This is a genomic window from Sphingopyxis sp., from assembly GCF_036261875.1.
Lineage (GTDB): Bacteria > Pseudomonadota > Alphaproteobacteria > Sphingomonadales > Sphingomonadaceae > Sphingopyxis.
Genome location: NZ_DATAJZ010000026.1, coordinates 60,441 through 86,844, shown reverse-complemented (window position 1 = coordinate 86,844; position 26,404 = coordinate 60,441). Strand labels below are relative to the sequence as shown.

21 protein-coding genes are annotated in these 26,404 nt (G+C 62.6%); 9 read left to right on the top strand and 12 right to left on the bottom strand.

Annotated features, from left to right (window positions below; genetic code table 11):
- Positions 1-279: 279 nt before the first annotated feature.
- From VHO04_RS13140 to VHO04_RS13125, 4 genes are all read right to left on the bottom strand, one after another.
- Positions 280-2,634 carry a phage/plasmid primase, P4 family gene (locus tag VHO04_RS13140; protein WP_329628708.1) on the bottom strand — a complete coding sequence of 785 codons (2,355 nt, stop codon included), beginning with the start codon at positions 2,632-2,634 and terminating at the stop codon, positions 280-282.
- A gap of 412 nt (positions 2,635-3,046) precedes the next feature.
- Positions 3,047-3,466 carry a hypothetical protein gene (locus tag VHO04_RS13135; protein ID WP_329628707.1) on the bottom strand — a complete coding sequence of 140 codons (420 nt, stop codon included), beginning with the start codon at positions 3,464-3,466 and terminating at the stop codon, positions 3,047-3,049.
- Between the two features lie 60 nt (positions 3,467-3,526).
- Entirely contained in the window at positions 3,527-3,718 is a 192-nt protein-coding gene (locus tag VHO04_RS13130; RefSeq protein WP_329628706.1) for a helix-turn-helix domain-containing protein, read from the bottom strand.
- A gap of 603 nt (positions 3,719-4,321) precedes the next feature.
- On the bottom strand, positions 4,322-5,698 hold the full coding sequence (locus VHO04_RS13125; protein WP_329628705.1) for a site-specific integrase: 1,377 nt from the start codon (positions 5,696-5,698) through the stop codon (positions 4,322-4,324).
- A 341-nt stretch (positions 5,699-6,039) separates the two neighbouring features.
- On the opposite strand from VHO04_RS13125, the gene VHO04_RS13120 reads away from it, so the two are divergent.
- Positions 6,040-7,272, top strand: a complete 1,233-nt coding sequence (locus VHO04_RS13120; RefSeq protein ID WP_329628704.1) for a tyrosine-type recombinase/integrase — start codon at positions 6,040-6,042, stop codon at positions 7,270-7,272.
- Positions 7,273-7,284: 12 nt separating this feature from the next.
- Here the strand turns inward: VHO04_RS13120 and VHO04_RS13115 are convergent, their stop codons facing one another.
- Positions 7,285-7,488, bottom strand: coding sequence for a helix-turn-helix transcriptional regulator (locus VHO04_RS13115; protein ID WP_329628703.1), 204 nt, complete (start codon positions 7,486-7,488; stop codon positions 7,285-7,287).
- 285 nt (positions 7,489-7,773) lie between these two features.
- On the opposite strand from VHO04_RS13115, the gene VHO04_RS13110 reads away from it, so the two are divergent.
- Positions 7,774-8,694 (top strand): nucleotidyltransferase and HEPN domain-containing protein, encoded by a 921-nt coding sequence (locus VHO04_RS13110; protein ID WP_329628702.1) that lies wholly within the window; start codon positions 7,774-7,776, stop codon positions 8,692-8,694.
- Positions 8,695-8,848: 154 nt separating this feature from the next.
- Complete coding sequence (locus VHO04_RS13105; protein WP_329628701.1) at positions 8,849-9,322, top strand: hypothetical protein; 474 nt, start codon at positions 8,849-8,851, stop codon at positions 9,320-9,322.
- Between the two features lie 141 nt (positions 9,323-9,463).
- Here the strand turns inward: VHO04_RS13105 and VHO04_RS13100 are convergent, their stop codons facing one another.
- Positions 9,464-9,850 (bottom strand): excalibur calcium-binding domain-containing protein, encoded by a 387-nt coding sequence (locus VHO04_RS13100; RefSeq protein WP_329628700.1) that lies wholly within the window; start codon positions 9,848-9,850, stop codon positions 9,464-9,466.
- A 274-nt stretch (positions 9,851-10,124) separates the two neighbouring features.
- Here VHO04_RS13100 and VHO04_RS13095 point away from each other — a divergent pair, with 274 nt between their 5' ends.
- The 4 genes from VHO04_RS13095 to VHO04_RS13080 all read left to right on the top strand — a co-directional run bounded on the left by VHO04_RS13095 (position 10,125) and on the right by VHO04_RS13080 (position 12,892).
- The gene (locus VHO04_RS13095; RefSeq protein WP_329628699.1) at positions 10,125-10,619 is read left to right on the top strand and encodes a hypothetical protein; all 495 of its coding nucleotides are present in this window, start codon (positions 10,125-10,127) and stop codon (positions 10,617-10,619) included.
- The gene (locus tag VHO04_RS13090) at positions 10,616-11,128 is read left to right on the top strand and encodes a sigma-70 family RNA polymerase sigma factor (RefSeq protein WP_329628698.1); all 513 of its coding nucleotides are present in this window, start codon (positions 10,616-10,618) and stop codon (positions 11,126-11,128) included. The genes VHO04_RS13095 and VHO04_RS13090 overlap by 4 nt, the downstream gene beginning before the upstream one ends.
- A 5-nt stretch (positions 11,129-11,133) precedes the next feature.
- Complete coding sequence (locus VHO04_RS13085; RefSeq protein ID WP_329628697.1) at positions 11,134-12,171, top strand: hypothetical protein; 1,038 nt, start codon at positions 11,134-11,136, stop codon at positions 12,169-12,171.
- Positions 12,172-12,460: 289 nt separating this feature from the next.
- Positions 12,461-12,892 (top strand): MucR family transcriptional regulator, encoded by a 432-nt coding sequence (locus VHO04_RS13080; protein WP_349256067.1) that lies wholly within the window; start codon positions 12,461-12,463, stop codon positions 12,890-12,892.
- A 3-nt stretch (positions 12,893-12,895) separates the two neighbouring features.
- Here VHO04_RS13080 and VHO04_RS13075 read toward each other — a convergent pair whose 3' ends face one another.
- From VHO04_RS13075 to VHO04_RS13065, 3 genes are read right to left on the bottom strand one after another with little or no spacing between them, the layout of a single operon-like run.
- A complete protein-coding gene (locus VHO04_RS13075; protein ID WP_329628695.1) occupies positions 12,896-13,063 on the bottom strand; it encodes a hypothetical protein in 168 nt (55 codons plus the stop codon).
- On the bottom strand, positions 13,060-13,317 hold the full coding sequence (locus VHO04_RS13070) for a conjugal transfer protein TraD (RefSeq protein ID WP_329628720.1): 258 nt from the start codon (positions 13,315-13,317) through the stop codon (positions 13,060-13,062). Before VHO04_RS13070 ends, VHO04_RS13075 begins: the two co-directional genes overlap by 4 nt.
- Before the next feature lie 22 nt (positions 13,318-13,339).
- Entirely contained in the window at positions 13,340-13,645 is a 306-nt protein-coding gene (locus tag VHO04_RS13065) for a conjugal transfer protein TraD (RefSeq protein WP_329628694.1), read from the bottom strand.
- A 174-nt stretch (positions 13,646-13,819) separates the two neighbouring features.
- On the opposite strand from VHO04_RS13065, the gene traA reads away from it, so the two are divergent.
- Both traA and VHO04_RS13055 read left to right on the top strand, forming a co-directional pair.
- Entirely contained in the window at positions 13,820-16,828 is a 3,009-nt protein-coding gene (traA, locus tag VHO04_RS13060; protein WP_329628719.1) for a Ti-type conjugative transfer relaxase TraA, read from the top strand.
- A gap of 17 nt (positions 16,829-16,845) precedes the next feature.
- On the top strand, positions 16,846-17,592 hold the full coding sequence (locus tag VHO04_RS13055; protein WP_329628693.1) for a DUF6118 family protein: 747 nt from the start codon (positions 16,846-16,848) through the stop codon (positions 17,590-17,592).
- Between the two features lie 48 nt (positions 17,593-17,640).
- Here the strand turns inward: VHO04_RS13055 and VHO04_RS13050 are convergent, their stop codons facing one another.
- The 3 genes from VHO04_RS13050 to VHO04_RS13040 all read right to left on the bottom strand — a co-directional run bounded on the left by VHO04_RS13050 (position 17,641) and on the right by VHO04_RS13040 (position 26,289).
- Positions 17,641-18,264, bottom strand: coding sequence for a hypothetical protein (locus tag VHO04_RS13050; protein ID WP_329628692.1), 624 nt, complete (start codon positions 18,262-18,264; stop codon positions 17,641-17,643).
- Between the two features lie 246 nt (positions 18,265-18,510).
- A complete protein-coding gene (locus VHO04_RS13045) occupies positions 18,511-20,040 on the bottom strand; it encodes a class I SAM-dependent methyltransferase (RefSeq protein ID WP_329628691.1) in 1,530 nt (509 codons plus the stop codon).
- Positions 20,041-20,118: 78 nt separating this feature from the next.
- Positions 20,119-26,289: an autotransporter domain-containing protein gene (locus VHO04_RS13040; RefSeq protein ID WP_329628690.1), complete on the bottom strand. Its 6,171-nt coding sequence runs from the start codon at positions 26,287-26,289 to the stop codon at positions 20,119-20,121.
- Between the last annotated feature and the right edge of the window lie 115 nt (positions 26,290-26,404).

Genomic DNA, 26,404 nt, shown 5'->3' with positions numbered 1-26,404 from the left:
TGTGGACTCTTAGAGAATGAGCGCCCGTATCGCCCGCTCCCCTTAAACCCTTAGGATTTCTGCTGGTTTCAGGCGGGCGCTCAATCCATTTTCAGCGCCCGCTCATCGCCCGCATCGCCCGCCCGAGATTTATAGAGCGGCTCGGTAATTTACAGCGCCACTAGGTGGGCGCTCAGCGGGCGATGGGCGGGCGCTCAATCCGACGCCATCGCCCGCTCAAAAAGAAGGGCCGCCCGGCGCTAACCAGACGGCCCGATGGCCCCCAACGGGGTTGCGGCGCTACCCAGCCGGCATGACCGGGCGCGCATCGCCGAGCGGATGATTGCGAAACGCTATACCCTCAAACCCTCGAAAACTGCCGGGTTCGATATGGTGCAGCCCCTTGCCCTTAAGGGCGCTGGTTAGCTGGCGCTGCTCAATATGGCGCTCGCCGCCCCGCATGGCCCATCGCTGGTAGTCGTCGTGCAAATCTTTGCTCGACACCCGCCCGCCGGGCTGCCCCACTACGTTCTCGCCCAGCCAGCGGCCCACGGGGTCATTCTCGGCGAAGTACGCCTCTGTGGCGGCCTTCACCGCCGCGCATGTGCCTAGCCCGTCCTTCTGCCATTCGAGGCACCCGTTGATTTGCCACCTCAAGATACCCGGCGCTTCGACCTTGAGCTGCTCGCTTAGGTCGAGGACACGCTCGCTCTCCGGGATCGTGACGTTGAACGGCACGAGGTTGAAGCGGGCCTGTATCGCCACGTCCAGCTTGCGCAACTCCGGCTTGGAGTTGGCGACGAGGTTAAATTTGGCGGTCGGCTCGAAATTATCGGGGTCACCGTACAGGTTGCGTCCGGGTATCCTGTCCCCACCGGTCAGCATTTTTATTCGGGCTTCGTGCCATTTCGCGCCCTCGGGGATTTCCTGCGCGGTCACCAGCCGATAGCCGGGGATTTTAGCGACATCCGCCGGGTGCTGGTTATCCGAGTCCGATTGAAACACCTTCGCCGGGGCGGTGTAGGCGTAATCCCCCATGACATGTTGGACGGTGTTGACGGTGATGCCCTTGCCGTTGCGTCCCTCGCCGTAGAAGAACAGCAACTCGTGCTCCCGGATTACCCCGGTCAGCATGTAGCCGTACCAACGCTTCAGATAGGCGATCAACTCCTTATCGCCACCGGTCACGCGGTCGAGATGGGCGAACCACACAGGGCAGTCGGCGGCATCCGACGGTGCGACTGCGGTTTGCTTGGAGATCATGTCCTCGGGCCGTCCGTGCCGCATCTTGCCGTCCCGCAGATCAACGACGCCGCCCGGCACCCCCAGCAACCAACCGTCCTGATCGAACGAACGCGGAGGAAGGGTGAGCGCCGGGTTTGCCGCCAGCGAAGCCCGCATACCGTCGAGCGCGCCCTTGCGGCTCAGCTCCTTCGCCGTTGCTTGGTCTTGCGCGGCGTCTGCGGCGTTCGCCATTTCGTTCATCACGGTGTAGCACATGCCTTTGACGATATTCATGTCGTCCCTGCGCCACGCGCCGCGCCCCGGCTGCCAGACATACCACCGGTCTTTTTCGGCGGGGACAACGCGGATCATATCGGCATACCGCCGAGCGGCTATCTGAGCGACGCCCTCTTGAGTGAAGATACGGCCCGCCGAGACGGTCAGGGCGGCTTGCTCCTCCCGACGCTGGGCGGCCGCGACCTCAAGGGCCTGATGCTGTTCGTTGCTGAGCGGAGTGCACGCGGCCGGCGGAGCGGGCACGCCTCCCAGCTTCTCATCCGCCTCGCGCTCTACCGTCAACGGGTCAGCCATACCCACGGCGATGCCGCGAGTGATTTGGTTATTGATGGAGCCGCCGATGCCACACTCGGTCGCTGCGGCCATGATGTCGTCTTCAAGTCCCTCGGGGTCGAGCCGTCCGCCAGACACCAGCCGGTAGAGCATCTTTGTAACCCCAAACAGCTTGGCGTGCCGCCCGCCCTCGGTCGCGTTACGGACCGCACCCAGCAACCGCTCGCGCGTGGCCGCATCGGCGGGCGAGACCATCCCCGCAAACGCCATGGCGGCGACGGGCGGCGCATCATAGCGCTTGACCTTCCGCCCCCCTGAGTTGTCGGCCGGCTCGATGCCTTCCACAAGGTCGATCGGCTTGCCATGCGAGACGAGCACCTCATGCCCGCTGCCGATGAAGAATGGCTGATGAGGCGTCCAAGACTCGGCGGCGAACGTCGCGTCGGGGTCCAGCAGCTTCAGCACGCCGTTGAGCAGGCCCACCAACTCGTGGAAGCGCTCCAGCCCCACCGACTCGCTGAACCGCGCGAAAACTCGCCAGCAATGGTGGGGCTTGATGCCCTCGCTGTGTGTCGCATGGAATACCGCCTCGATTCCGAGCATCTGAAAGTGCTGGTGCGCCTCCTGAACGGTCACTCTTTGGCTGTCGGCGTCACCCTGCGCACCGTAGAACTCGACAACGTTCTCGTCGCACCGGTGGCCGTTGAATAGGGCCAGCTTAAGCAACGGGGCATCGTCTTTAACGGGCACGACGACACTGCGCAGGTAGTCGGCGAATTCATCGGCGGTGCCGCACTCTATCAGACCGGGGCGGGCTGAGTAGGCGTCGACGCTGGCAAAATAGGTCGCCTTGTAGGTCACTGAACGCCCCCTTCCGCACGCGCGACAACGTGGAGCAGCGACGAAGTGGTCTTCTCGCACTCCGCCGCCCACTCGGCAGACCGGATAGGCGAACAGTGGATGAGGGCCATGTTGGTGCCCATGCTAGCGAGTATGGCCGCACCGAAATAGGCCGCAGGGTAACAGTCCTCCAGCAGCGCAACGCCCCCGCAGCGCGCGAGAGCGTCGCCGACGCCCGGGAATGCCTCCGGCCCCCGGCTGTCGGGTCCATCCTGGATTAGCAGCACGGTCCCCCCGTGCTCCCAGAATATATCCTCCACCCGGCGGCCGGGCATGGCGATGGAGAAAGCGCCCCGCCCACCTCGGACCATCTCGGCTATAGGTTCTAGGACGGGCATTGCGCGGACGATGCCCTCAAGTTCGGGGAAGTGGTTCATGCCGCACCCCCTTTCAGTTCGCCATCGGCGGTGAGGACGACAACATCCGTCCCATCACGAAGCGACAGCCAAGCCTCGGGGGCCACGGCGCTGCATTCCACGACGGCGATGTTGGAACCCCCGAGTGCAAGGTCCGTGATCTTCCACCCGACGATAGGGTCGCCCATCTCGAGGATGAAAACACCGTGGCACTCGGCTAGCCGCCCGGCGGCACCGGCAAACTGGTCGGGGTGATTGGCGCCCCCACAGATGACGAGGACATTGCCCTTTTCAGCCTCGGCCCAGTCTCGGGCGATGCGATAGCCGGGCAGTGCAATATACAGGCCTATGAGATCGTGCCGAACGGCCTCGGCAATGAAGTCGAGACGGGGCGTGGGTTGCATGACGGAACCGTCAGCGCTATAGTTAGCAGACATAGAGTAATGAGTCCTTATTCACGCGCTCCGAACCTGGCAGGGTTTGGGGCGCGTCCCGTTTCAGGCGACATTGGCGTAAGCGGGGCTGCGTTCGAGCCAAGCCTCAAGGTCCTGCCGAAGGATAACGGTGCGGCGACCGACCTTACGCGCGGTTAGCTCGCCGTTGCGCAGGGCGGTATAGAGAGTCGACCTCCCGATGCGGGAATATGCAACGGCCTCATCAACGTTCAGAGCGTAGGGGGTATTGGGCATTGGATTAACTCCTACTGGGTTTGTCCGGGCCACCAGCGGCCCTGTGCGGACAATCTTAGAACCTGGCTCGCGCATTAGCTATTGACGGCGGTGTCACCCCCCAATTTCAGCTAGTTGACTGCACTTGCACATCCACGGACGCCATGTTAGGTTCACTAATATGTATAGATGGACGCCCGACCGGATACAGGCAGCCGCCGCGCGCTATGAACACCGCAGCGATTTCCGCGCGGGCGATCGGCTCGCCTACAACGCAGCGCAGCGCTGGGGCCTACTCGATGCCGTCTGCGCGCACATGGACCGCAAACCCCATCCGATTGATTGGACTCCCGAGCGGATACTCGCCGAGGCTCTAAAATTCGACCATCGCGGCGAGTTCAAGAAAGGCGCACCGCAGGCATACCGCGCTGCGCACCGACTGGGCATTCTGGACGACGTGTGCAGGCATATGGAGCCCCTGCGAAGGCGCCCGCGCCATCCGAACCAATGGCAGGTCACACGGGAGCGCGTAGCCCCCTCACGTGGACTCGTAGAATCGGCTATTGAGGACGGGACCGCCACATATAGCGATCAATGGCACGCGGCAGCCGCAAAGCCCGTGCGTCATTCAACCGAAAGGGCGACGGCGGCGAGGAGGTCCTGCGAGGCTTTTGCGAGGAACTTGCCATAATGCCGGTCTATGATGGCTTCGCTCGTGTTGTGGGCTTTGGCCGTAACTGCCATGGGAATACCAGCGCGTAGCATCGTGACGATCCGGCTGTGCCTGAACCAGTAAGGCGTCGGCACCCTTCCGTCGTCCCGCACGATGCCCGCTTCGTCAGTTATCAATTGCCACGGCCGGTTTAGCTCAGCCGGAGCCCACGCGCCCCGCCGATCGCGACGCCATACGCCCACCGCGCCTTCGGTTTGAACGTGCCGCCAGCGCTCCAGCAAGGGATCGCGCTTAGGGCGGCCCACAGTAGCAGCGGCTAGCGTCTCATATGCGCTGGGCGTGATCGGCACGGGCTCCCGCTGGGTAGGGTCGGCGTCGCGTCCCTTGCGCGAGCCGGGAACGTGCAAGCAAGGGTCGGGCTGTAGGTCCCCCACCTTCAGCCGGCAGGTCTGCGAGTATCGCGCCCCGGTGGCCGCCAACACAAGCACCATCCGATAGAGGTCGCCGTCCCAGCCATCCCGTTCGTCCACTGTTCGAGCCGCCGCGAGCAGCGCGCGCACCTCTGTTTCGGTAAGTAGCTGCTCTGTGGTTATGGGCTGGGCACCATCACCGGACATCGTCTGGCCTTCGCGGGCGTCTATCTGCAAGCCCTCGGTGATCTCCTCGCGTAGGCCGGCGGGTAATGCACCTTTGGGCGCACCCCGGATGGCCATATGGAGCGCCGCTTTCACGTCGTTGCACAGCCGCTTGCGCGCCGTGGCTTTGAGGGCGGCCGGGGGTCCCTTCCGCCACGCCTTGAGGTGGTCTCTAGTCAGGTCATGAAGGGCCACGGCGGCAAGGGGCTGTGCAGCGACGGCCTTGGCCTCATTGCCTATCACATACTTCTTGAGCCGAGCATTGGCGTCGGACTTCACCCCCGGCCGCTCGCGCCAGACCGCTTCGCGTTCGTCTCGATAGGCTATGTATTTCGCAATCGCCGTCGCCACCGTCTGGATAGGCCCGGCGGCCTTGGCCTCTGCCTCACGGCGCGCATCTTCCACAGTCTCACGCGCCAGCTTTACCGCTGCGTAGTAGTCCAGCGTCCCCGTCGTGCCAGTATCGTCGGCAGCACCGATGGCCTTCTGCCAATACCCACCGTGCACCTCCTTGCCCTCGGAGTTCGACACCTTCGGCTTTGCCCAGCGGACGAGCCACACGCCGCCGCCGCGTTTGGGTTTCCGATAACCGATGTGCGTCGTGGGATCGATGCCGCGCCAGTGCGTACCGGGGTCTCGGTCGGCCCGCGCACCGGAGGTCGTTATCTTTGCATCTTCCACCACCCTAGCCATGCCCATGCTCCAAAATCGTCTAATATTCGTCAAATATATATGACTGCACGACAATGGACAATAGCGCACACACTCTAGGATTTATGGGGTTTTTGATGGACGGTGATGGACGGGGACACCCCCATTCAAAGCCCTCTCACGGCTGAAACACGGGTTCGATTCCCGTAGGGGTCACCAAAATCCTCTCCCAGAGGGTTCCAGAAGATGCCACAAGTGGCTGATTTCTGCGGTTTTTCGTGGTATAGGTATTCCCATACGGAGCGGCTTCGTTCCACCGGATACCACCGTCTTGATGGTATATCTGATGGTAGCGCGGTCCTCCCCATGTCGGAGATACCATCATGGCGCTTACCGCTATTGCAATCAAAAATGCCAAGGGCCGCGCAAAGCCCTATAAACTTACTGATGGCGACGGGCTGTTTCTGTATGTCACGCCCAATGGCGGACGCTATTGGCGCATGAACTACCGCCACCACGGCAAGCAAAAGACGCTGGCGTTCGGCGTCTATCCCGACACCGGCCTTGCCGAAGCCCGCGAGCAGCGCGACGCGGCCCGGAAGGTTCTGGCGCGCGGCTGCGATCCGGCCGAGCAGATCAAGCTGGAAAAGATCGCGGCGGCTGTCGCCGCATCCAACAGCTTCAAGGTGGTTGCCGACGAATGGCTTGCGAAGGTCGAGCGCGAGGGCCGTTCGGTTGTCACGATGAAGAAACTGCGTTGGCTGCTGGACTTCATCTACGAGTCCATCGGCCAGCGCCCTATCGCTTCCATCACCGCGCAGGAGCTTCTTGTCATGCTCCGCAAGATGGAGAGCAAGGGCCGCTACGAGACGGCCAAGCGACTTCGCAGCACTTGCAGCCAGATCTTCCGCTATGCCATTGCTACCGTCCGCGCAGAGCGCGACGTGGCGGCGGACCTTCGCGGTGCGCTCATTGCACCTCAGCCCGTCCACCGCGCCGCGATAACCAATGCCAACGCAGCGGCCGGGCTGTTGCGCGCTATCGAAGCGTTCGAGGGACACCCCAACACCAAGGCGGCGCTGCGGCTACTGCCCCATGTGTTCGTGCGTCCCGGCGAGCTTCGTTTTGCCGAATGGGCCGACTTCGATTTCGACAAGGCGCTTTGGATCATCCCGCCGCACAAGACCAAGATGCGGCGCGTCCACAGCATTCCGCTTTCCCGGCAGGCGGTGGCCATTCTCGAAACGATCGAGCATGACGCGGACTATAGCTCTTACCTGTTCCCGTCGCTGCGTTCGGTTGATAGGCCTATGTCGGAAAACACGATCAACGCCGCCTTGCGCCGCATGGGTTTCGCCCAGGACGAGATGACCGGCCACGGTTTCCGAGCGATGGCGGCGACGTTGCTCAACGAAATGGGGCTATGGCACCCCGACGCGATCGAGCGGCAGCTTGCCCATTGCGATAACAACGCTGTGCGCCGCGCCTATACGCGGGGCGAATATTGGGACGAGCGCGTCCGCATGATGCAGCATTGGTCCGATCATCTCGACTTCCTCCGCGATGGCGCGAAGGTCATCGAGGGTACGTTCCGAAAGGCCAAGGGCGGGCGTTAGCCCGGCCGCCCCTCACTCGACCCGATCTTCGCGGTAGCTGGTGGGATTGGCGATCCAGCGATTGACGGCGGATTCATGCCAGCCGGTGCCGTGGATGCTGATTTTCAACTGCGCCGGAAACGTCCCCTCGGCGATCTTGCGGTAAAGCGTCGAGCGGGACAGCCCGGTGCGGGCTAGGACGGTCTTGAGGCGGATGATTCTTTCAGGGGCAGGCATGGGGAGAACACACTCCATTGCTGACGGTTGCTGGGCTCCCCTGGGGCCAGAATGGTCATTCAGCCGCGTCGTGCAAGGGTATGGGCACTATGGTGCCGCTTTTGGAATCGAGGTCTGGCGTCCGCCGTCGTCCCGCGGCGTCGCTTGCCGTTTATCGGCGTAGGGAAAATATTTTCCCACGCCGTCTCAATCGCAACACTCACATCATGCGACGTTCAATCAATCCGAAGCATGATGAAAACGTGCCCTTGCCAAAGCAGCAGAACTTCCCGAAGATTCTCGGACATGCGCACCGACATCGACCATCTACCCACCGCGAAGCAGCGCGAGCTTGAGCGCATCGTCGAAATTCTCTTCGACGAGTTCGGCCAGGCGACGGAGAATGCGACCGGGCGCCGCAAGGGCGCCCGCATCCTCAAGATCATCCTGTTCGGCAGCTACGCGAGGGGCGATTGGGTCGATGCGCCCACGTCAGCGAACCAGTATAAATCCGATTATGACATTCTCGTCATCGTCAGTCAGAAGGAGTTGACCGACCGCGCCGCCTATTGGGCGCAGGCCGAGGAACGGCTGATCCGGGCTTACACGATCGAGAAGACGCTCCGGACGCCGGTCAATTTCATCGTCCATTCGCTTCACGAGGTGAACGACGGTCTGGCGCACGGCCGTGTCTTCTTCATGGAGGTCGCGAAGGATGGGATTGCGCTTTACGAAGCCGACGATCGCGAGTTGGCAGCGCCGAAGCCCAAGACGCCAGAAAAGGCGCTCACGATGGCGAAGGAATATTTCGAGGATTGGCTACCGAGCGCGCAGAGCTTCCATCGTGGATTTCGACACGCTGTTGATGATGGAGACTTCAAGAAGGCGGCATTCGATCTCCATCAAGCGACTGAGCGCCTCTATGGTTGCTTGCTTCTGACGCTGACCTTCTACGTTCCGTTCAACCACAATATCGCGTTCCTCCGCTCCCTCGCCGAAGGGCTCGACCGGCGTCTCTACGGCATCTGGCCCGAAACCAATCGCCGCGAGCGCGCGACGTTCCAGAAGCTGAAAGAGGCTTACACGAAGGCCCGCTACTCCAAGCACTACAGGATCAGCGAGGAAGAACTGGCTTGGCTTGGAGAACGCGTTGAGGAGCTTGGCCGCGTTGTCCATCAGGTCTGCACCGACAGGATCGCCGAACTCGAAACCGCAACGCGCAGGTAGCAAACGGCAAACTTGGGGTGGGAAGCGGACTGGTGGTTATCGGGATGGATGTTCAGAAACGGCCATCATGGCACTGATTGGGAATATCTCTGACATCAACGAAAAATTCAGTGAGCAGATGTAGGTTGGCCGTAGCAGCGAAAAGGGATTTTATATGTTCGGCCTTTTTACGAAACCGTCGCTACAATCTGACGAGATAAAAGGCGACAGGCCCCAAGATGAAGAAAAAGTTCAAGCGGTTTGTAAAAAAATTATATCTATCATTTCCCCCCAGATAGAAGCTATAGGACTACGGGTGGGGGATATTGGTCCAGAATGTGATGCGGCAAGCGGCATGTCCAGAGGGTATATATTTGGGCTTTGTATATACTTGGCAAAAATGCACGGCATTGAACGCGAGAGCGATGCTTTCTCGGCTTTAATAGTTTGGGCTTTTGACGAAATATATGACAAACTCGTTGGGTTTCATTTGCTGAGAGACACAATGGATCGCCATAGTGATGGCGATCCCCATGTGATGTCAGGAATGATAAGCGCATACAAAGACATTATATATGTTATGGAGCGCAACGAATGGCCGCACGGATTTTCCGATTGCGCAAGCGGAGGTTCCTATTCTCCTGAATAACTGTTCAAAAAGCGCTGATTTTCAATATTATGCATTTTTTCCTCACCGGAAAGCCAGCTCGCGTTGTTGCTTTGTTTGCAAACGGGGCGCTGATTTGCAGGGGCGAATATAGATAGTCGGTCGGTTTGAGCCATTGCGCCATCAACGGTAAGGCTCGCACGCAATTCCATCGCTGTCGCCGTCCATGCCCTCGCGGTATCCCGGCTCACCGCGATAGATCGGGGCCGTTCCTGCGGCGCGTGCATCGTCGCAGCCGCGCCAGTAATCACCCTCTTGAGGGGGGCGTTCGCGCATCATGCCCGTGGAGACGGCAATATCATTGGCATTCGCCATGAATGCCTGTCGTCCGCCGGGAGTTGTGACCGACCATGCTGCCCATACGGTAACGCCAAGGATGAGCGCGCCAACGATATAGCCACCGACCGGCGATGAGCGTCGGCTTCGCCGTGACCCGGCTGCTGCGTAACGACGCGGCTCATGATATCGATTGTACCGACGATGCTTCATGCTGTCGGAATAGCTCAACATCGGTAAACGATCGGTGAGGCTGGCTTGCGAGGATCTCCTCGGCGCGCCTCCGGAAGGATTAGCGGCGGCTGAACTTGCCCAGACCCCCTGATTCTGGCATAACCGCCGCCACGGGATGGAATGACTGGCGGCCATCTCCGAGGATTATCCTGCCAGCATCATGCAGGTCCGGCCGAGGGTCGGGCAGTTGCTGTAGACCGCATTAGCGGCACACAGCGAACATCGCTTGCACATCCGCGCGCTGTTGCGCGGACCGCCGCTGTGCGAGCTGCAAATGAATACCCCAAAACAAAAGGACTTCTACGCGCGCGAAGTCGTGATGGCGCGCGTCGACCATCTCATCCGCCGCAAGCAGGGCGAGATCGAGCGCATCACGCGCATCCTGCGCGCTTTCTTCGACCCCGGTCAGGTGCAAGCGCCCGAGCCGGGCCAGATCAGGCGCATCATCCTGATCGGCCCCTATGCTCGGCGGTCGTGGTATGAAGACGACGAGACGATCAACTTCTCGGAATATGAACTCTGGATCGTCGTCAATCACCCGCTCTTCAAGGAAGGAGGCTGCTGGGACCGCGCCCGTGAGGTGATCGAAAACGAGCTGGGCGACCGCTGCGCGGTCGACCTTGAGCTTTACTCCCAAGCCGACATCCGTATCGCGAAAGCCGAGCGCGACACCTTCATCCTCGACCGCATCGAGGCCGGTATCACCCTCTATCGCGCTTCGCGCGATGCACCGTTCAACGAGCGTGAACGCAAAGGCGCGCGGTCATGACCGCGCCCGTCTCGACCGCCACTTCGTTCGAAGCCTTCTATCGTGCCGAGCGTCTGCGGATGCTACGATATTTCGGGCGAAGGGCCGGGGGCGACGCCGCGCCCGACCTGGTGCAGGAAGTCTTCGCTCGCCTGCTGCGCAGCGGGGCATTCGATCGGGTCGAACGTCCGCAAGCCTATCTGACCCGGATCGCTCAGAATCTGATCATCGACGGCGGGCGCCGTAAGCATCGCGATCCGGTCATCTTTTCGCTGTTCGACGAAGAGCGAAACGCATCGTCGCGTCCCGAGCAGACATGGCGGATCGAGGCGATGGACCTGTTCCGCCTCTACCGGCAAACAGTTCGCGCCATGCCACCCAAGACCCGGCGCGTCTTCGTCATGCACCGAATGCGGCATCTGACCTACAAGGAGATCGCCGAGCGGCTCGGTGTCTGCATCCAGACGGTCGAATATCATATGATGCGGGCACTGACGCTCTGCCGCGCCGCGGTTGCCGCGCAATGGTGAGGCTGTTGCAGGCTTGGCGCCCCTTCAAACGCCTGCTCGGTCGCCGCATCTTGGAGGCGCCCGACGCTGTGCGTACCGAGCGGCTGGAGGCGCTGGTCATGTCGGGCCTCGACCATCAACGCTGCACGGCGATGCGGCGGTTGACACCACTCCCGCGCGCACTGTTCCTGCTCCACAATTTCTATGGCGTCGAGATCGGCGCGATGGCGGAAGAAGTTGGGGCGGATCGTGACACTATCGACGCCTGCCTCGCCGATGCGCGGACGATCGTCCGGGCGCATGTCTGCTATACGGAGCCGGTCCCCGGTATGGGAGCGGCAGCGATCGAACTGGAGGCGCGATTGCAGCAGGACTATCGGCGATCGCTCGCGGTCGCCTTCACCGAGAGCGGCTATCCGGGCGAGATGATATGGTCCAATCCTGCTGCCGACATCCCGACCGATCAGGAAGCCGCGGCCGCGTTTATCGTCTCGCAGTTGACGGCGACGCTGCGCAATGCGGTCCTGCGGTCGCGCCGGGCCGGTGTCGCCACTGTCGATCAATGGCGCTTTGTCAGACCGTGGCGCCGGTGTCGGCGTCGCCGCCTGCTTCGCGTCAACGACGCGCTCCGTTGCGCAGGCTGGCAGCCGTTCGATGAATGGCTGGCCGATCGCCTGATTCCCGATCATCGCTACCCGCACGGCTATGCCGAGTATCGCCGGCGGCGACGTCCCTTGCCCGAAGAACGACCGCTGACGGAGGCCGAGCAGAACGGCGAAGAGGTCGCCGACATCGTGAAGATACCGGAGCCGCTGACCCGTCAGTCCGAACTGACCCGGCACGTCTGGATATTCTTCCATCATTATGGCCGACCGACCGAAGAGATTGCCCGCCGTCTCGGCATCAGCCGCGCCAGCGTCAAACGCCGCCGCGAGCAGGCCGACTATGCGATCATCGGCATGGACTATCCGTCGCTGGCGTTTCGCATTCGCTTCGCGATCATGGTGCGAAGGCTCGGGCTAGGAATATGGTGGGACCGCATCCGGTCCGCCTTTTACGGTTGAAGAACAAACGCACTAATTGCTGCAAAGCGGACTGGAAATCCATATTCGATTAACCATTGCGCCGATAAGGATGACCTCGCAGTTTCGATGCCGCCGAACCTTCTTTCCCCAAAAAAGAATGGCGGCATCGTAAGGGCGGCGCCACAGGACGCGACCCCTGTCCGCCGCCCAACTGTATTTCGCAAAGAGAAAAATACTTCGCTTCCCCCGTCCTTGAAGCGACCGTAGGATGCGTGCATGTCACGGGTCGTAATCAGGTTGCGAACCGCGCTTATTGATGGAGAGTGGAATGGACGATTCTGAAACGCTGGTCACGCTGACCGCCGATATTGTTGCCGCGCATGTCAGCAATAACAGCGTCGCCATATCGGATATTCCGCTGGTCATCCGATCGGTGCACGACGCGCTCGCCGGACTTGGTCAGACCGCCGAGCCCGAAGTCAAACAGGAGCCCGCGGTGTCAATCCGTTCGTCGGTGAAGCCCGATTACATCGTCTGCCTTGAAGACGGAAAGAAGCTCAAGATGCTGCGCCGTCATTTGATGACGCATTACGACATGACGCCCGACGACTATCGCGCGAAATGGAACCTGCCGAAGGATTATCCGATGGTTGCGCCAGCCTATGCCGAGAAGCGCCGCACGCTCGCGAAGGCCATCGGCCTTGGCACCAAGGGGCGCGGCGGCGGACGCAAGAAGGCCGCCACAAGTCGCGCCAAATAGCCGTCAGACCTTCGCGTCGGCGTTCTGATCGAGCGCGTCGGCGATCATCGCCGCGAGTGTTTCCTCGGCACGGATGCGGGCGACCGCGTCCTTGCTGTCGAGATCACGCCTGATCCATTGCGGCGCCCGCTCGACCACGCGTAGGATGGTCTCTGTCAGTTCCTGCGTCATGGCGCGCCTATGACAGACGGGCCGGAGTCGGGCAACGCCTCCGCCTCGAACGCACGCTTCCCTCGTCGCTTCCACAGCGCAGCGGCATGATCGCCCTGGTCGCTTTGCAGCTTATCGGCCATCCACAGGAAGGCGCCATAGAGCATCGCGCGATCATCATCGGCGAGTTCGACCAACTCGGCTTTGACAACGAGCCCTCCCAACTCAATGAGTTGGCGCGTGCGCTCGCGGCGCTTGATCTGCCACTCGCGCATGTCGGTCCGCGCGTTCACCAGTTCAAGCCGATGCCGCGCCGCGATCGAACGGGAGAGCGCCGTCCGGCTCGCGTTCAGATCGCGGCGCAGGCTTTCGCGCCTTGCCCTGAAAGAAGCTCGCGCCCGCCTTGCGCCAGCCTTCCTTCGCGCCCGCATCCTTCGTCGCGACCGCGCCGAGCAAGGCACCGGCGAGCATCTCGGCATCGAGTGCATCGGCGCCGGTGGCGATGACGAGTTCGCCGAGCTGGCGAACGCGGCGTTCCTTGAGGCTCTTCGCTTTTGCTTCGAGTGTCTTCAGTTCCGAATCGATATCGCGGGGTTTACGCATGACAAAGTCTCCATTGAGTGTCGATGCGACCATGATAGAAGAGCGGCGTCGGTGATGCAGTAGAGTCGCCGGGACAGTCTGGAACAACCTAGTCCCTGCCGAGAATTTATTCGAGGAGGGCGCGCTTATACGTCGTTCCGACGTGCGCTTGAGAATAGTAAATGGATGATCGCTATGGCGATCTACCATTTCAGCGTTCAAGTCATCAGCCGCACGCAAGGGCGCAGCGCCGTGGGAGCCGCCGCCTATCGGGCGGGCGAGCGACTGCACGACGAGCGCCTTGACCGCGACCATGATTTTCGCGCCAAGTCGGGCGTCGAGCATAGCGAAATCCTGCTGCCCGAAGGCGCGCCCGAACAGTGGCGTGACCGCGAACGCCTCTGGAATGACGTTGAGGCGTTCGAGAAGCGCAAGGACGCACAGCTTGCCCGCGAGGTCGAGTTCGCCATTCCCCGCGAGATGACCAAGGCGCAGGGCATCGAGCTTGCCCGCGACTTCGTAGGTCAGGAATTTGTCGCGCGCGGCATGATCGCGGATTTGAATGTCCATTGGGATATTGGCGCGGACGGGTTGGCGAAGCCGCACGCTCATGTCATGCTCACCATGCGCGAAGTGAACGAGCAGGGGTTCGGCCAGAAGGAGCGCGACTGGAACCGCACCGAGCTTGTCGAGCAATGGCGCGAGCGGTGGGCCGAGCATGTCAACAGCCGCCTTGCCGAACTCGACATAGATGCACGGATCGATCATCGCAGCTACGAAGCGCAGGGCATCGAGCTTGAGCCGCAAGACAAGATCGGCCCCGCCGCTTCACGCATGGGCGAGCGCGGGCTTGAATCCGAGCGGATCGAGGATCACCGCACCATCGCGCAGCGCAACGGCGAACGCATCATCGCGGAGCCGCGCGTGGCGCTGGACGCGATCACCCACCATCAGGCGACGTTCAAGCGCCGCGATATGGCGATGTTCGTGCATCGCCACACGGACGGCAAGGAACAATTCGACCGCGCGATGAGCGCCGTTCGTGCATCGCCCGATCTTGTCGCCTTGGGCAAGGACGGGCGCGGCGATGATCGGTTCACGTCGCGCGAGATGATCGAAACAGAACAGCGGTTGCAGCGCGCATCGGAATTGATGGCGGAGCGCGAGCGGCACCGCGTGGACGAGAAGGACCGCGCCGCCGCGCGCGCGCGCGCGGAGGGGTACGGGTTGGAGTTGACCGACGAACAGCGCGCGGCGTTCGAGCATGTGACGGGCGAGCGCGGCTTGAGCGTCGTCGTCGGTTACGCGGGCACCGGCAAGAGCGCGATGCTTGGCGTTGCGCGGGAGGCATGGGAACGCGCCGGGTTCGAGGCGCGCGGCGCGGCGTTGTCGGGCATCGCGGCGGAGGGACTTGAGAACGGCTCCGGCATCGCGTCGCGCACCATCGCCAGCATGGAACATGGCTGGTCACAGGGTCGCGATATGCTCACCGCCCGCGACGTGCTGGTGATAGACGAGGCGGGCATGGTCGGCACGCGCCAGATGGAGCGCGTTCTTTCCCATGCGGCCGACGCCGGCGCCAAGGTGGTGCTGGTCGGCGACCCGCAGCAATTGCAGGCCATAGAGGCGGGCGCGGCGTTCCGGGCGATCCACGAACGGCATGGCGGCGTCGAGATTACGGAGGTTCGTCGCCAGCATGAGGGCTGGCAACAGGACGCCACCCGGCATCTGGCGACCGGCCGAACCGGCGAAGCGATCCGGGCCTATCGCGATCATGGCATGATCCACGCGGCCGAGACGCGGGAGCAGGCGCGCGGCGAGCTTGTCGAGCGGTGGGACCGCGAGCGCATTGCCGCGCCCGATCAAACCGGGATCATCCTCACGCACACCAATGACGAGGTGCGCGAGTTGAACGAGGCGGCCCGCGACCGGATGCGCGCCGCCGGAGAGCTTGGTGATGACGTGTTGGTGAAAGCCGAGCGCGGCGCGCGGGCCTTCGCCAGCGGTGATCGCATCATGTTCCTTCGTAACGAGCGCAGCCTTGAGGTGAAGAACGGCACGCTAGGCACCGTCGAGAAGGTGAGCCAGCAGGGCATGACCGTCCGCACCGATGACGGGCGCAGCGTCGCTTTCGACACAAAGGATTATCGCGACTTCGATCACGGCTATGCCGCCACGATTCACAAGGCGCAGGGCATGACCGTGGACCGGGCGCATGTGCTGGCGACCCCCGGCATGGACCGGCACGGCGCTTATGTCGGCATGTCGCGCCATCGCGACGACATGGCGCTGCATTATGGGCGTGACGACTTCAAGGACGACGCCCGCCTTGTCCGCACCCTGTCCCGCGAGCGCGTCAAGGACATGGCGAGCGACTACCGCCAGGTCGATCCGGCCAAGGAATTTGCCGAACGGCGCGGCATCGGCTTTGGTGAGCGCGTCATGGAAATGGCCCGCGCGGGGGCCGAGAAGGCGCGCGGGATCTTCGACGGGCTGCGCCTCTCACTTCCCGGTCAGCAGCGCGAGCCAACGGCCGCGCCCGAACCCCGGCGCGGCATGTTCGACGGCCTCGACCTTGGCCGTTTCGTGCCCCAGCCCGATCCGGCCCGCCAGCAGCAGCACGAGTATGACCCGCAGCCGCTACGGGCGGGCGGCGTGCGCGGCGCGGTCGAGCGCTACGCCAAGGCGCTGGACGCAATTCGGCAGACGCGCGCGCAGGGCATCGACCCCATGCCCCACCAGCGCGAGGCGCTGGACCGGGCCGGGCAAGCACTGAACGCGATCCGGCCCGAAGGCACCACGGACCTGAACAGCGCGTTCCGGGGCGGCCCTGAATTGATCCGCGAGGCGGCGCAGGGGCGCGGCCAAGACGCCGTGCGCGCGATGCAGGCGGAAGCGGAAATCCGCATAGACCCATTCCAGCGCGCCGACCACTTCATAGAGGGCTGGCAGCAGTTGCGCGAGCAGCACGCCGAGTTGGTGCGCGACGGCAATTTCCGGGGCGCGAAAACCACCGCGCAGCACATGGCCGACATGGCGAAAGGCCTTGAGCGCGACGCCCAGCTTGAATCCGTGCTGGGGCTACGCAGCCGCGAGCTTGGCCTTGAGATCGGCCACGACATGAGCCGCAGCATCGGCCGCGACCTCGCGGCTTCCATCCCCTTCGATCATGGCCGCGACATCGGCCGCGGCATGGAACGCTAGACCAAGGAGACGTGACAATGGACGAACAATCCCTGTTGAATGGGCCGGAACCCCAACCGCCGACCGGCACGGCAGCGGAGGCGTTCGCGCGCCTGGCGGCGCGCGTGGAGGCGATGGACGCACGGTTTGACGGGCGCTTGGCGGTGATCGCCCGCGCCCTTGAGCATATTGCCGTCGAGAAACAGAGCATCGAGGTTCCCGACTACAACCCGACGCTTGGCCGGATCAATGCTACGCTGGCTGACCTCGCGAAGCGCATGAAGGCGGTCGAGCAATCGGAGGCACTCAGGATTACGCCGGACAGCATGGCTGGGCGGATCGCAGCGGCGGCGGAAACGGCGCGCGAGGCCGACAGGATCGCCATCAAGGAGACGCGGGAGCTTCTTCGTCAGAACAATGCCACCATGAGCAATACCGTCGGCACGATTCGCGCGAAGGAGGAACAGCGTCGGCATATGCTTTATGCTATCGGCATCGCGATCCTCGCCATATCCCTGCTATGGTTGATCTATCCGGGATGGGCGGCGAGCATGGCCCCGCAAAGCTGGCACTGGCCCGAACGGGTTGCTCGACGCACAATGGGCGAGTCGACGCTATGGGATGCAGGCATCCGTCTGATGCGCGCCGGAAACCCGGAAGGCTGGCGGACCATCGTTGATGCCGCCGACATGCGGCAGGCAAACCGCGACACCATCGCCGCGTGTGAGAGGGCAGCGGAAAAGTCCAAGGAGCCGGTGCGATGCACGATCAGGATAGGGCGCTAGCGACCCGATCAAGCCACTCGGAGATAGGCTGGGAAGCAAAATCCACCATCATGTAAAGTTGCGCTTTGCTGGCAACTCCCTCATCACCATCAGCAACCGGTTATCCTCATATTCTGCATCCTTTAGCATGCGATTTTTATCGACTGCCGTGGGACAGTCGGCGAGGTTGCAACGCATTTCCCTTAACCAGTCCTCAAAATTATCTTCACCCGAGAGGTCGAGCCCTTCAAGAAACTCCGCAGCGTTCGGAGCGATATTGTGACGAACATCTGCCTCTGCAGCGACAAGATTGAGTCTAACAGTCCGAAAATCAGAGTGCAGCAGCGAAACACCGTAAGGGCTCGTCAGCTTGCGGAGACGGTGCAATTCGCGCCGGAGTCCAGCTTGTGCACGCGGTATTTCGAGCGAGCCCCATAATCTCTCCTGAATCCAAGATCGCCAGCGTTCGCCAGTCGGCGCGGTGGCAAGGAGCGCAAGCAGCGCGACCGCCTTCTTGCTGCCGATCTCAATACGATTCCCGTCAGGCGCGATCAACTGAAACGCGCCCAGAAACGTCAGTCGGTAGAAATGACCGCGCGGACGTCGGAGAGCCGGGCGCGCCTGTTGGTCGGTCGCAGCACAAACCTCGTCGAAGAAATTTAATCGCCTCCGCATGCCTATAGAGTGCGACATGAACAATCCCCTACGTCGAATAACCAAGACAGGTCCCTTGTCGAAACAAGGAGCCTAGCCCAAAACTCGACCCATGTAATTGCGCCCCGTCGCGAGATAGGAGCATCGTCCTTCCGCGTTATCCAATTTACGTTGCCGTCATTCTAAGCATTTTTCCACCCTAAAATAACTTTCATCTTCAATGAATAAGCTTTTCGCTTAATTGGCCGACAGCCACGGGCGATATGAAGATCGCTTTTTTGCCGCCTATTCGGGCACTGCTCCCAAACGGCGAAGCAGCGGCACGAGACGCGCCGACACATCTTTTCGAAGCTTCCGGATTTCCTCGATATTCTCCTCAGGGGTCTCGAGCGGCTTGCCGTCGCTGACGAGGCGTTCGCCCTGCGATGAGAGCCAGTCCCAGACCGTCGTCTCGACGTCTTTGACACTATCCGAGAGCGCGAGGAGGATGAGTTGCTGCACGCGCGAGACGGTGACGGCGGCGCCGATACGGGGTGCAGCGAGGTTATTGGCGCCGGCGCCATATTTCGATCGCCGGCAGAGCTCCTGGTTGAGTGCGACCGACGCCGCGAGATCCTCCTCGGGTGTCGCAGATTGCGCGGCAGGCGCGATATCTCCGCGGCCCGTCAGGACGAACAGCACTTCAGCGAGTTGGGTTCGTGTGATCCCCTCGCCCTGGACCGCGGCGGCGAGCGCCCCGAACGACGTGATGGCTCCCCTTTTTGCCATGAGCGCCTTCCACACGGGCTTGTAGATTTCTTCGCGCAAGCTTGCCGACCCGGCGGCGGTTGCGAGCGAAAGCGGAAGCTCTTTCGCATCATTCAGCGCCAAGAAGCTATATTCCTCAATTCCGTCGGCGATTTCGGCCGTGGTCATCTGGCGCTTGCCCTTGACGAAAATGTCGCGCCGGAACTGGCGGTTGACGAGATAGTCGCGCGTCGTTTCGTAGAGCGCCGGGTCCGTGATGCCGGCAAGAAGATCATGGCAATGCGCGGGCACGCCAAGCCCCGGCATATTGTCGATCAGGCTTGCCGAAGCAGCGAAATCGAGTTTGGCTTCAGCGAGGCGCTCCGAAACCTCGGAGAAGGATTCGGGCAGCCAGTGGCGGTTGAAATATTCATGGCTCACGTAGTTGCGATCGAGTTTCCCGATTGCCTCGACCATATTTCCGATCGCCGGATATTGCGCGAAATAGCCGGCATTCGTCTCGACGATGCGCCGAACGAAGTGGAGCGATTCCTCGACGCGCGCGAGCAGACCCCCGGTCGCGGCTTTCGCGGCGTAGAGATTGAGCAAATGGCGCAGCGGCTCGATCGGCGCCCAGCCCGGTTTGCAATTATAGCTGATGTAGAGAATGCCACCGGGCTTCAATTTGGTCCGGGCGATCTCGACGATGGCGTCGCGCGCCTCGCCGCTGACCCACGACCAGATGCCGTGCAGCGCGATGATGTCGAACTGGGGCAGATCGCGGCGGGCAAATTCCTCGAAGCTATCGTCGAAAATGCTGAGCGCTTTGCCGCTCGCGCGCGAGACCTGGCTTGCATAGGCCGCCTGCGAAGGATTGAAGTCGGTCCCATAGAATGAGCCCGATGAGGTCGCGGCATTGATGTTCAGCGACAAGCCCTGGCCGAAGCCGAGTTCGAGATAGTTCGGCCGATCTCCGACGTCGTGCGAGATGCCGCGCGAGAGAAGAGCGAATTTGAGCCGGACCGGCGCGAGCTCGGAGAAATAGCCGTAGATATAGTCGACCTCCGAGACATAGCCCGCATTCCACATGTCGTTTCTCCAAAAAAAAAGGGGGACGTGCGCGAGGCACGCCCCCCACGGGGGTTCCCCAGTGGACTGCTCTTCAGATCAGAACTGGAAGCTCACGCCGCCGCGCACGCCCGTCACCTTATTGTCGCCGCCGAAGGTCTGGCTGCCGGTGAAGAAGAGATTGAGCCTATCGGCGACCTTCGCCTCGAACCCGGCCTCGACCATGCCGTAGCTGTCGGGCTCGGCGCCGCGGAGGACGAACTTGTCGCCGCCGCCAACATAGCCCACCGTCACATCGTTCGGCAGGTTGCCCTGGAAGGTGTAGGACGCCTTCGCGAAGGGGCGCAGCGTCACGCTGTCCGAAAGCTCGGTTTCGGTGCCGAGCTTCACGCCGAGAACCGGCGAGAAGACCGTCTTCTTCCGGCCATCGACATCGAGGCTGAACGCGCCTGCACCCGTTTCGGTGAAGCCTTCCAGCGACGTGCGGCGGAGGACCAGCTTGCCATAAGGCGTGATCGTCACGCTGCCGGCGCGATAGTCGTAGCCGACCTCGAGGCTGGCATCGAGCTGCTTGGCGTTGATCGACGCTTCCGCCGTCCGGGCGAGGAGGCTCATCGTGCGGGTCGCGTCATAGTTGGTCCAGCCGAAAGCGAGCTTCGCATTGGCGTAGATCGGTCCGAAGCCCTGCGTGACATAAGCGCCCACGGTCCAGGTGCGGCCGTCGACCGCCTCCGGCGTGCCGCGCGCGGCGATGTCATGCTCGGCATAGGCGCCGCCGAAGCCGAACGCCCCGTTCGGCGCGTAGGCGAAATCGAGACCGCCGGCGATGCCGTAGCTGTTCGCGCGGATGTCCGATGCGCCGTAGGCGTCGCCGTCACCATATTTCGCCCAGTTGCCGACCGGGTTGAGCCAGAGCTGCGTCGCGAAGTCGCCCCCGAACGAGCGGCGGTTCGTCAGCATGTCGAGCGTCTGGCCGAAGACAGCGTTCTGGTCGACCGCGGCGAGCGAGCCGTAGATCTCGCCCGACGACAGCTCGTTGAAGAGCTCGGCGGCCTGATCCGACGACAGGCGGAAGTCGAGCGCGGTCGCGACATTGGCGATATCCTGAGCGTAACCCAATTCGGTCACCGATGCGAAGCCCGCGCCGCCTGCCGCATCGCTCCGGATGCGGCCGATCGCCGAGGTCAGCGCCGAGTCGAGGCCAACCGCGGCCGCCACGGCGTTGGGGTTGGTCGCCCCGCTCGCATAGCTGCTGCGCTTCACCTCGAGGCGGACTTCCTTCGTCGCCGTGTCGTGCACGAGGCTGAAGCCGACATAGGGCGAGGTCAGCGTCGGTGCCGCCGTCGCCGATACGTCGCCCGTACCGGTATAGGTGAACAGCGTGTAGCCATCGCCATTAGCGTAGAGGCTGTCACGATAGACGTTCACCGCGACCTTGCCGGCGAGGTTCAGGTTACCCGTGATGTCGACCCGCGAATTGTCGGCTTCATAGCCAAGCGCCTGCGGCGTGGTGAAATAGCCGACATAGACGCCGCCTGCCACCGGACCGAGCGGTTCGGGGAGAGTCGAGCCATCCACGACCTCGCTCCGGTAGACGCGAACCAGCGTCGGCGTGATGCCCACGACGGTCGTGCCCGCGGCGCTCTGGTTGAAGTCGCCGACCTGACGGACGGTGATGCCGTCGATCAGTTCGGTCTGGCCGACCAGGCTGTTGCCGAACAGGTTCTGGCCGGGAGTGATGCGGCGGCCGACGACGAGCGTCGCGGCGTTGTTGATGTTGCCGCGAACCCCGAATTCAGCGCCGTCCGACTGGCTGGTGGTCAGCTGGACCTCGCCCGCGTTGATGTTGAAGTTGCCGACATCGAGCGTGTAGGCTGGCTCATCGCCCGGGAGACCCGGGTCATAAGCCGCTCCGTTGATCACGAACGTTCCTGCGCCTTCCTTGTTCAGCGTTTCGACGCCAACCACGCGAACCTGATAATTCGAGCCGCCGAAGAGGCTCTGTGCATCCTTGCCGAGCGAGAGCAGCGGGTTGGGCTTGTCGGCACCGACCGGCCAGCTCTGGTTCGGGTAGAGGATGGCATCGGCGCCAAGGAAGCCCGAGCCGACGAGGTTGACCGTGGTATTGGTCGTCCGGTTGCCGTCTGCGTCGCGCTCGCCGGTGATGCTACCGAGCGTCGCCGACCCCGAATTGAGGTTGATCGTCGCCTTCACATCGCTGGTCAGCGCCGCGCCTTCGCCGGTCGGGTCATTGTCGAGACCGCCGATGACTGCAAAGCCGCCCGACACGCCGTTCTGGTCGACCGTGTAGGTCTGCGTGAGCAACGCATCCGCCGGGGTGAAGCTCGTGTCGGTCGAAGTATCCGTGCGGACTTCGGTGACCGACGCCGTGTCGATGTTGCGGCCGAGAACGGTCGTTCCACCAACGGTGCCATTGTTCGTGACGGTGCCTTCGCCGGCTTCGACAAGGATGTCGCCGCCGATGGTTGCCCCCGCCGCGTTCGTCACGCTCGCTTTGCCGAGCGCCACGACCGGCGTGATGGTTTCGGTGACCGTCTGCAGCGAGGCTTTGCCGAAGTTGGTCGTTTCGCTCGTCGTGTTCGAACCGATGACGATGGCGCTGGCGCTTGCCAGGTCGCCGATCTGGCCCGTATTGCTGACCGTCGCCGACGTTGCGCTCACTGCGCGCGCATCGTCGCCGATCAGGCCGGCGTTGGTGATCGAAGCCGGACCGCCGACGATCGTCGTCGTGGTCGAGCTTGTGAGGTTCACCGTGCCCTTGCCGTCATCGCTCGTCGTGCTGGTGCCGACCGTGTTGAAGGCATAGCTTTCGGCATCGACGTCGCTGGTGACGATCGAGCCCTTGGTCACGGTCACCGAAGCGCCGCTGACGCCGGCGGCATAGACGTCGTCAGTCGCTGCGACCGCCTTGTCCTTCAGCGCCTGGGCGGAGTCGACGAGCACGGTCGCCTTGCCGCCAACCGCTGCCGTTTCGGTGGTGACGCTTTCCTCGAACGTGCGGTTGGTGAGGCTGCTGACGAGCGTGCCGAAATCATCCGACGAGGATTTGGTCTTGCCGGTCCATTCGCGTGTCGCCTCGGACGTGGTGACGCTGCTTCCAGCAATCGCGCTCACATAGTCTTCCGAGACGCCGGTCAGCGTGACGGTCGCATCGCCGCGGCCGGCGTTGACATAGGTACCGCCTTCGACGGTGCCGGCGATCGTCGCAGTGGCATTGCCCTGCGCGGCGGCCGCCCCATAGGTCGAGCTCGAGGCTTCCGAAGCGGTCGCGACGCCAGTCGCCGCATCGCGGACATAGGAGCGTTCGGTCGACGTCTCGCTGTCGGTGCCATTGTTGGCGCTGACCGTGAGGTTGCCGCCGACGATCGCCTTGCTCGCGACGTCGGCCGAGGCCGACTTCACGCCATAGACCGTAACCGAACCGCCGACCGTATCCTGGCTGGCGGTCGCCTTGCCGGTGATCGACGCCGCGCCCACGCCGTCGTTGACGATCGATGTGCCGCTGCTCTTGGTATTGAGCTCGTCGGTAACATAGCTGCCCTTGGTGATCGTCTGGGCGATGTTGCCCGACTCTTCCGAGGTCTGCGCCGTCGCGCCCGAGGCGTTGCTGGTCACATCGTCGGCGACCGAGCCGCTGATGACCACCGTCGAGGAATTCGTGCCCTGCGAGCTGACGCTGGCGCTGCCGCCTGCGTTGCTGCGCGCGACCTGGCCCGAGATGGTGACCTTGCTGTCGCCGCCGGCCAACGCCGTCGTTTCCGACTTGGCGGCATATTCACCGGTATAGGCACCCGAGCCGTCGGCATCGAGAACGGTCGTCTCGGTGCTGCTGCTCTCGTAGGACGAGCTTGCGACCCCCGAATTGCCCGCGGTCGAGCTGACGTTGCCGAAGATGGCGCCGGTCGCATTTACGGTGCTCGCGAGATCGGCTACCTGCGTGACGTTACCGATGGCGGCGGGGAAGAAGTTCTTCGTGCCGTTCGCGCCGGCATAGGTGCCGGTGACGCTGCCGCCCGTCGCCGTGTACGAACCGCTGTCGGTCCGTTCCTCGGTGAAGCTGCTTCCACCCTTGCCGTCGAGCACCGACGTCGAGGCATAGCTGTTGCCGTTCGACGACGCGCCGCCGCTGCTTGCCGCATAGGTCGAGCCGCGAACTTCACCCTGGTTGAGGATCGTGATGTCGCCGCCCGCCGTCAGATTGACGTTGCCGACGCCATTGAAGCCGACGATCCCGCCTGCCGCATTGGTGAAATCGACCTTGCCCGTCGAGGCGGTGTTCGTCGATTCCTCGGCGTAATTATATTTGGTGGTGGTCGTCCCGGCGGTTGCGTCGACAACGGCCGCGGGCGTCAGAATCGTGCGGCTGAGGGTCGTGTCGTTGCCCGACGAGGCGCCGTTCACGCCGCCGCCGATCGTGCCGGCATTGGTGATCGAGACGTCGCCCGTCGCATTGGCGTTGACCGATCCGTCGACTTCGCCTCGCGCCGCGTTGACGACGGTGGCATTGCCCTTCGAGCGCGTATTGCTTTCCTCATAGACGTCGCTGAGGACGAGCGCGCCGGTGCTGTCGAAGGCGAGCGCCTGCTCGGTCACGCTGGCGGTGCCGTTTCCGGCGGTCGCGTTCAGATTGCCGCCGACCGAACCGCTATTATCCGCAGAGGCATCGTTCGTCGCGACGGCTAGCACGGTTCCACCCGTCGAGCCGGGTTCGGCGATCACAACCGACGCATTGCCCGCGGAAGGAGCGTTCGTTGACTTGGTCGTGTAGCCGAGCTGGACGCCCTTGCCGTCGAAGGTCTGCGTTTGATCGAAGGTCGACTGGGACCCGTTGCCCGCGCGAGCGGTCACGGCGCCATCGACCGCACCGGCATTGATCACCGATGCATCGCTGGTCGCCGTAGCCGACACGCTGCCCCCCACGGAAGCTTCTTCGGCGATCTCGATCGCGGCCTTGCCGACTGCGCTGGCCGACGTATTCGCTGTCACGATTTTGAGCAGGTCGCCGGTTGCATTCCGCGTCGTCGTGGTGCTGCCGGCGTTCGTCGACGCACCCGCACCGGCGAAGGCATCAAGCCCACCCTTAGCTTCTCCAGCATTCGTGATGGACGCATCGCGCGTGGCTTGGGCAAACGCCCCGCCTACAACGCCGGTTTCGGCGATCTTGATCGTGGAATTACCCGCAACGCCTGAGCTACTATATGTGTCGACCCGCTCGAGATCCACGGTGTTCGTGCTATCGCGTGTCTGAACGGTCTTGCTCGCTGAATTAGCATTGAAGACCGGGACTGCATTCACGCCGCTGTCGACCGTTCCCGCCACTGAAATCTCGACATCACCATTGGCCACGCCATTGACAGCATCAAGCTTACTGGTTGTCGCCGTCGTAATCTTGACTGAACCGGCCAAGAAAGTCGTGTTACTTTCGGAAGTCGTAATCGACTTGCTGGCCACTGGAACGGCTGCGGTATTGTCAACCGTAATCTTGGATCCGATTGTATAGCCCGTAACAGTACCTGCCACCCCCTTCGCCGTCACCTCGACGTTGCCAATCTGCGCAACAAATGTGGCATTGCCCTTGGTTTTTCCGTCAGCGCTCGCCACGTCGCCGAACACGCCCGTAACATCACCACTGGTATAAACGTCGGTTGTCGTATCTCCCGATACTGTCGACGCATTGGCAGCCACTGACTGAAGAGCCAGATCACCCGACCGGATGGCACCCGAGGAGGTCAGCGAAAGATCGCCGGGCCCTTGGATGGTGACACCATTGTGGATCGTCCCGCTGTTATCGAGCGACACGGTGCCGCCGAAACCGTTTGCTGAGAAGCCGCCGGTGATCACGCCGCTGTTGGTGGCGGTCAGCTTGTTATCGGCCTTGGCGGAGGAGCCGCCGAGAGCAACGCCGACCGCATCGGTCACGGCGCCGGTCTTATCGACAGCGCCGATGCTGCCGGCATTGCCGAAGACGATCGTGCCATCGCCCTGCCCTGCGGCGGGAGTGAGTCCGATCGTTCCGGGGCCCGTGACTTCGCCTTTCGACGTCACGGTGATCGTGATGTCGCGATCGGGTGTCGCCTTGGCGGCATCGATCTTCGCCTGAACGCTCGCAGCCGTTTCCGCCGCGCTCACCTCCACTGTCTGCTCGGCGTTTGCGCTGTCCGCGAGGAGCGCCGAAAGCGGGAAGGCCGCGGAGACGAGCAGCGCCCCCTTGGCGAAGCGACGCAAATGAGAAGTGGAGTTCGTCGTCATGTTTTATCCTCTGCTTGAAATAGTATGGCGAATTGGCGCACGCGCCCGAAGCCATCGGCGCGGCCGTCTAAAGACTGCGAAAAATCTTAGATGCTGAAGCATTCCCCCTGAGTCA

What these genes read in the sequence shown, in the direction of transcription:
- VHO04_RS13110 (WP_329628702.1), top strand. Translation starts at nt 7,774, where the DNA reads ATGCGCACCGACATCGACCATCTACCCACCGCGAAGCAGCGCGAGCTT.
- VHO04_RS13040 (WP_329628690.1), bottom strand. Translation starts at nt 26,289, where the DNA reads ATGACGACGAACTCCACTTCTCATTTGCGTCGCTTCGCCAAGGGGGCG.
- VHO04_RS13135 (WP_329628707.1), bottom strand. Translation starts at nt 3,466, where the DNA reads ATGTCTGCTAACTATAGCGCTGACGGTTCCGTCATGCAACCCACGCCC.
- traA (WP_329628719.1), top strand. Translation starts at nt 13,820, where the DNA reads ATGGCGATCTACCATTTCAGCGTTCAAGTCATCAGCCGCACGCAAGGG.
- VHO04_RS13115 (WP_329628703.1), bottom strand. Translation starts at nt 7,488, where the DNA reads ATGCCTGCCCCTGAAAGAATCATCCGCCTCAAGACCGTCCTAGCCCGC.
- VHO04_RS13095 (WP_329628699.1), top strand. Translation starts at nt 10,125, where the DNA reads ATGAATACCCCAAAACAAAAGGACTTCTACGCGCGCGAAGTCGTGATG.
- VHO04_RS13050 (WP_329628692.1), bottom strand. Translation starts at nt 18,264, where the DNA reads ATGTCGCACTCTATAGGCATGCGGAGGCGATTAAATTTCTTCGACGAG.
- VHO04_RS13045 (WP_329628691.1), bottom strand. Translation starts at nt 20,040, where the DNA reads ATGTGGAATGCGGGCTATGTCTCGGAGGTCGACTATATCTACGGCTAT.
- VHO04_RS13125 (WP_329628705.1), bottom strand. Translation starts at nt 5,698, where the DNA reads ATGGCTAGGGTGGTGGAAGATGCAAAGATAACGACCTCCGGTGCGCGG.
- VHO04_RS13120 (WP_329628704.1), top strand. Translation starts at nt 6,040, where the DNA reads ATGGCGCTTACCGCTATTGCAATCAAAAATGCCAAGGGCCGCGCAAAG.
- VHO04_RS13105 (WP_329628701.1), top strand. Translation starts at nt 8,849, where the DNA reads ATGTTCGGCCTTTTTACGAAACCGTCGCTACAATCTGACGAGATAAAA.
- VHO04_RS13075 (WP_329628695.1), bottom strand. Translation starts at nt 13,063, where the DNA reads ATGACGCAGGAACTGACAGAGACCATCCTACGCGTGGTCGAGCGGGCG.
- VHO04_RS13130 (WP_329628706.1), bottom strand. Translation starts at nt 3,718, where the DNA reads ATGCCCAATACCCCCTACGCTCTGAACGTTGATGAGGCCGTTGCATAT.
- VHO04_RS13100 (WP_329628700.1), bottom strand. Translation starts at nt 9,850, where the DNA reads ATGTTGAGCTATTCCGACAGCATGAAGCATCGTCGGTACAATCGATAT.
- VHO04_RS13080 (WP_349256067.1), top strand. Translation starts at nt 12,461, where the DNA reads ATGGACGATTCTGAAACGCTGGTCACGCTGACCGCCGATATTGTTGCC.
- VHO04_RS13070 (WP_329628720.1), bottom strand. Translation starts at nt 13,317, where the DNA reads ATGCGCGAGTGGCAGATCAAGCGCCGCGAGCGCACGCGCCAACTCATT.
- VHO04_RS13090 (WP_329628698.1), top strand. Translation starts at nt 10,616, where the DNA reads ATGACCGCGCCCGTCTCGACCGCCACTTCGTTCGAAGCCTTCTATCGT.
- VHO04_RS13055 (WP_329628693.1), top strand. Translation starts at nt 16,846, where the DNA reads ATGGACGAACAATCCCTGTTGAATGGGCCGGAACCCCAACCGCCGACC.
- VHO04_RS13065 (WP_329628694.1), bottom strand. Translation starts at nt 13,645, where the DNA reads ATGCGTAAACCCCGCGATATCGATTCGGAACTGAAGACACTCGAAGCA.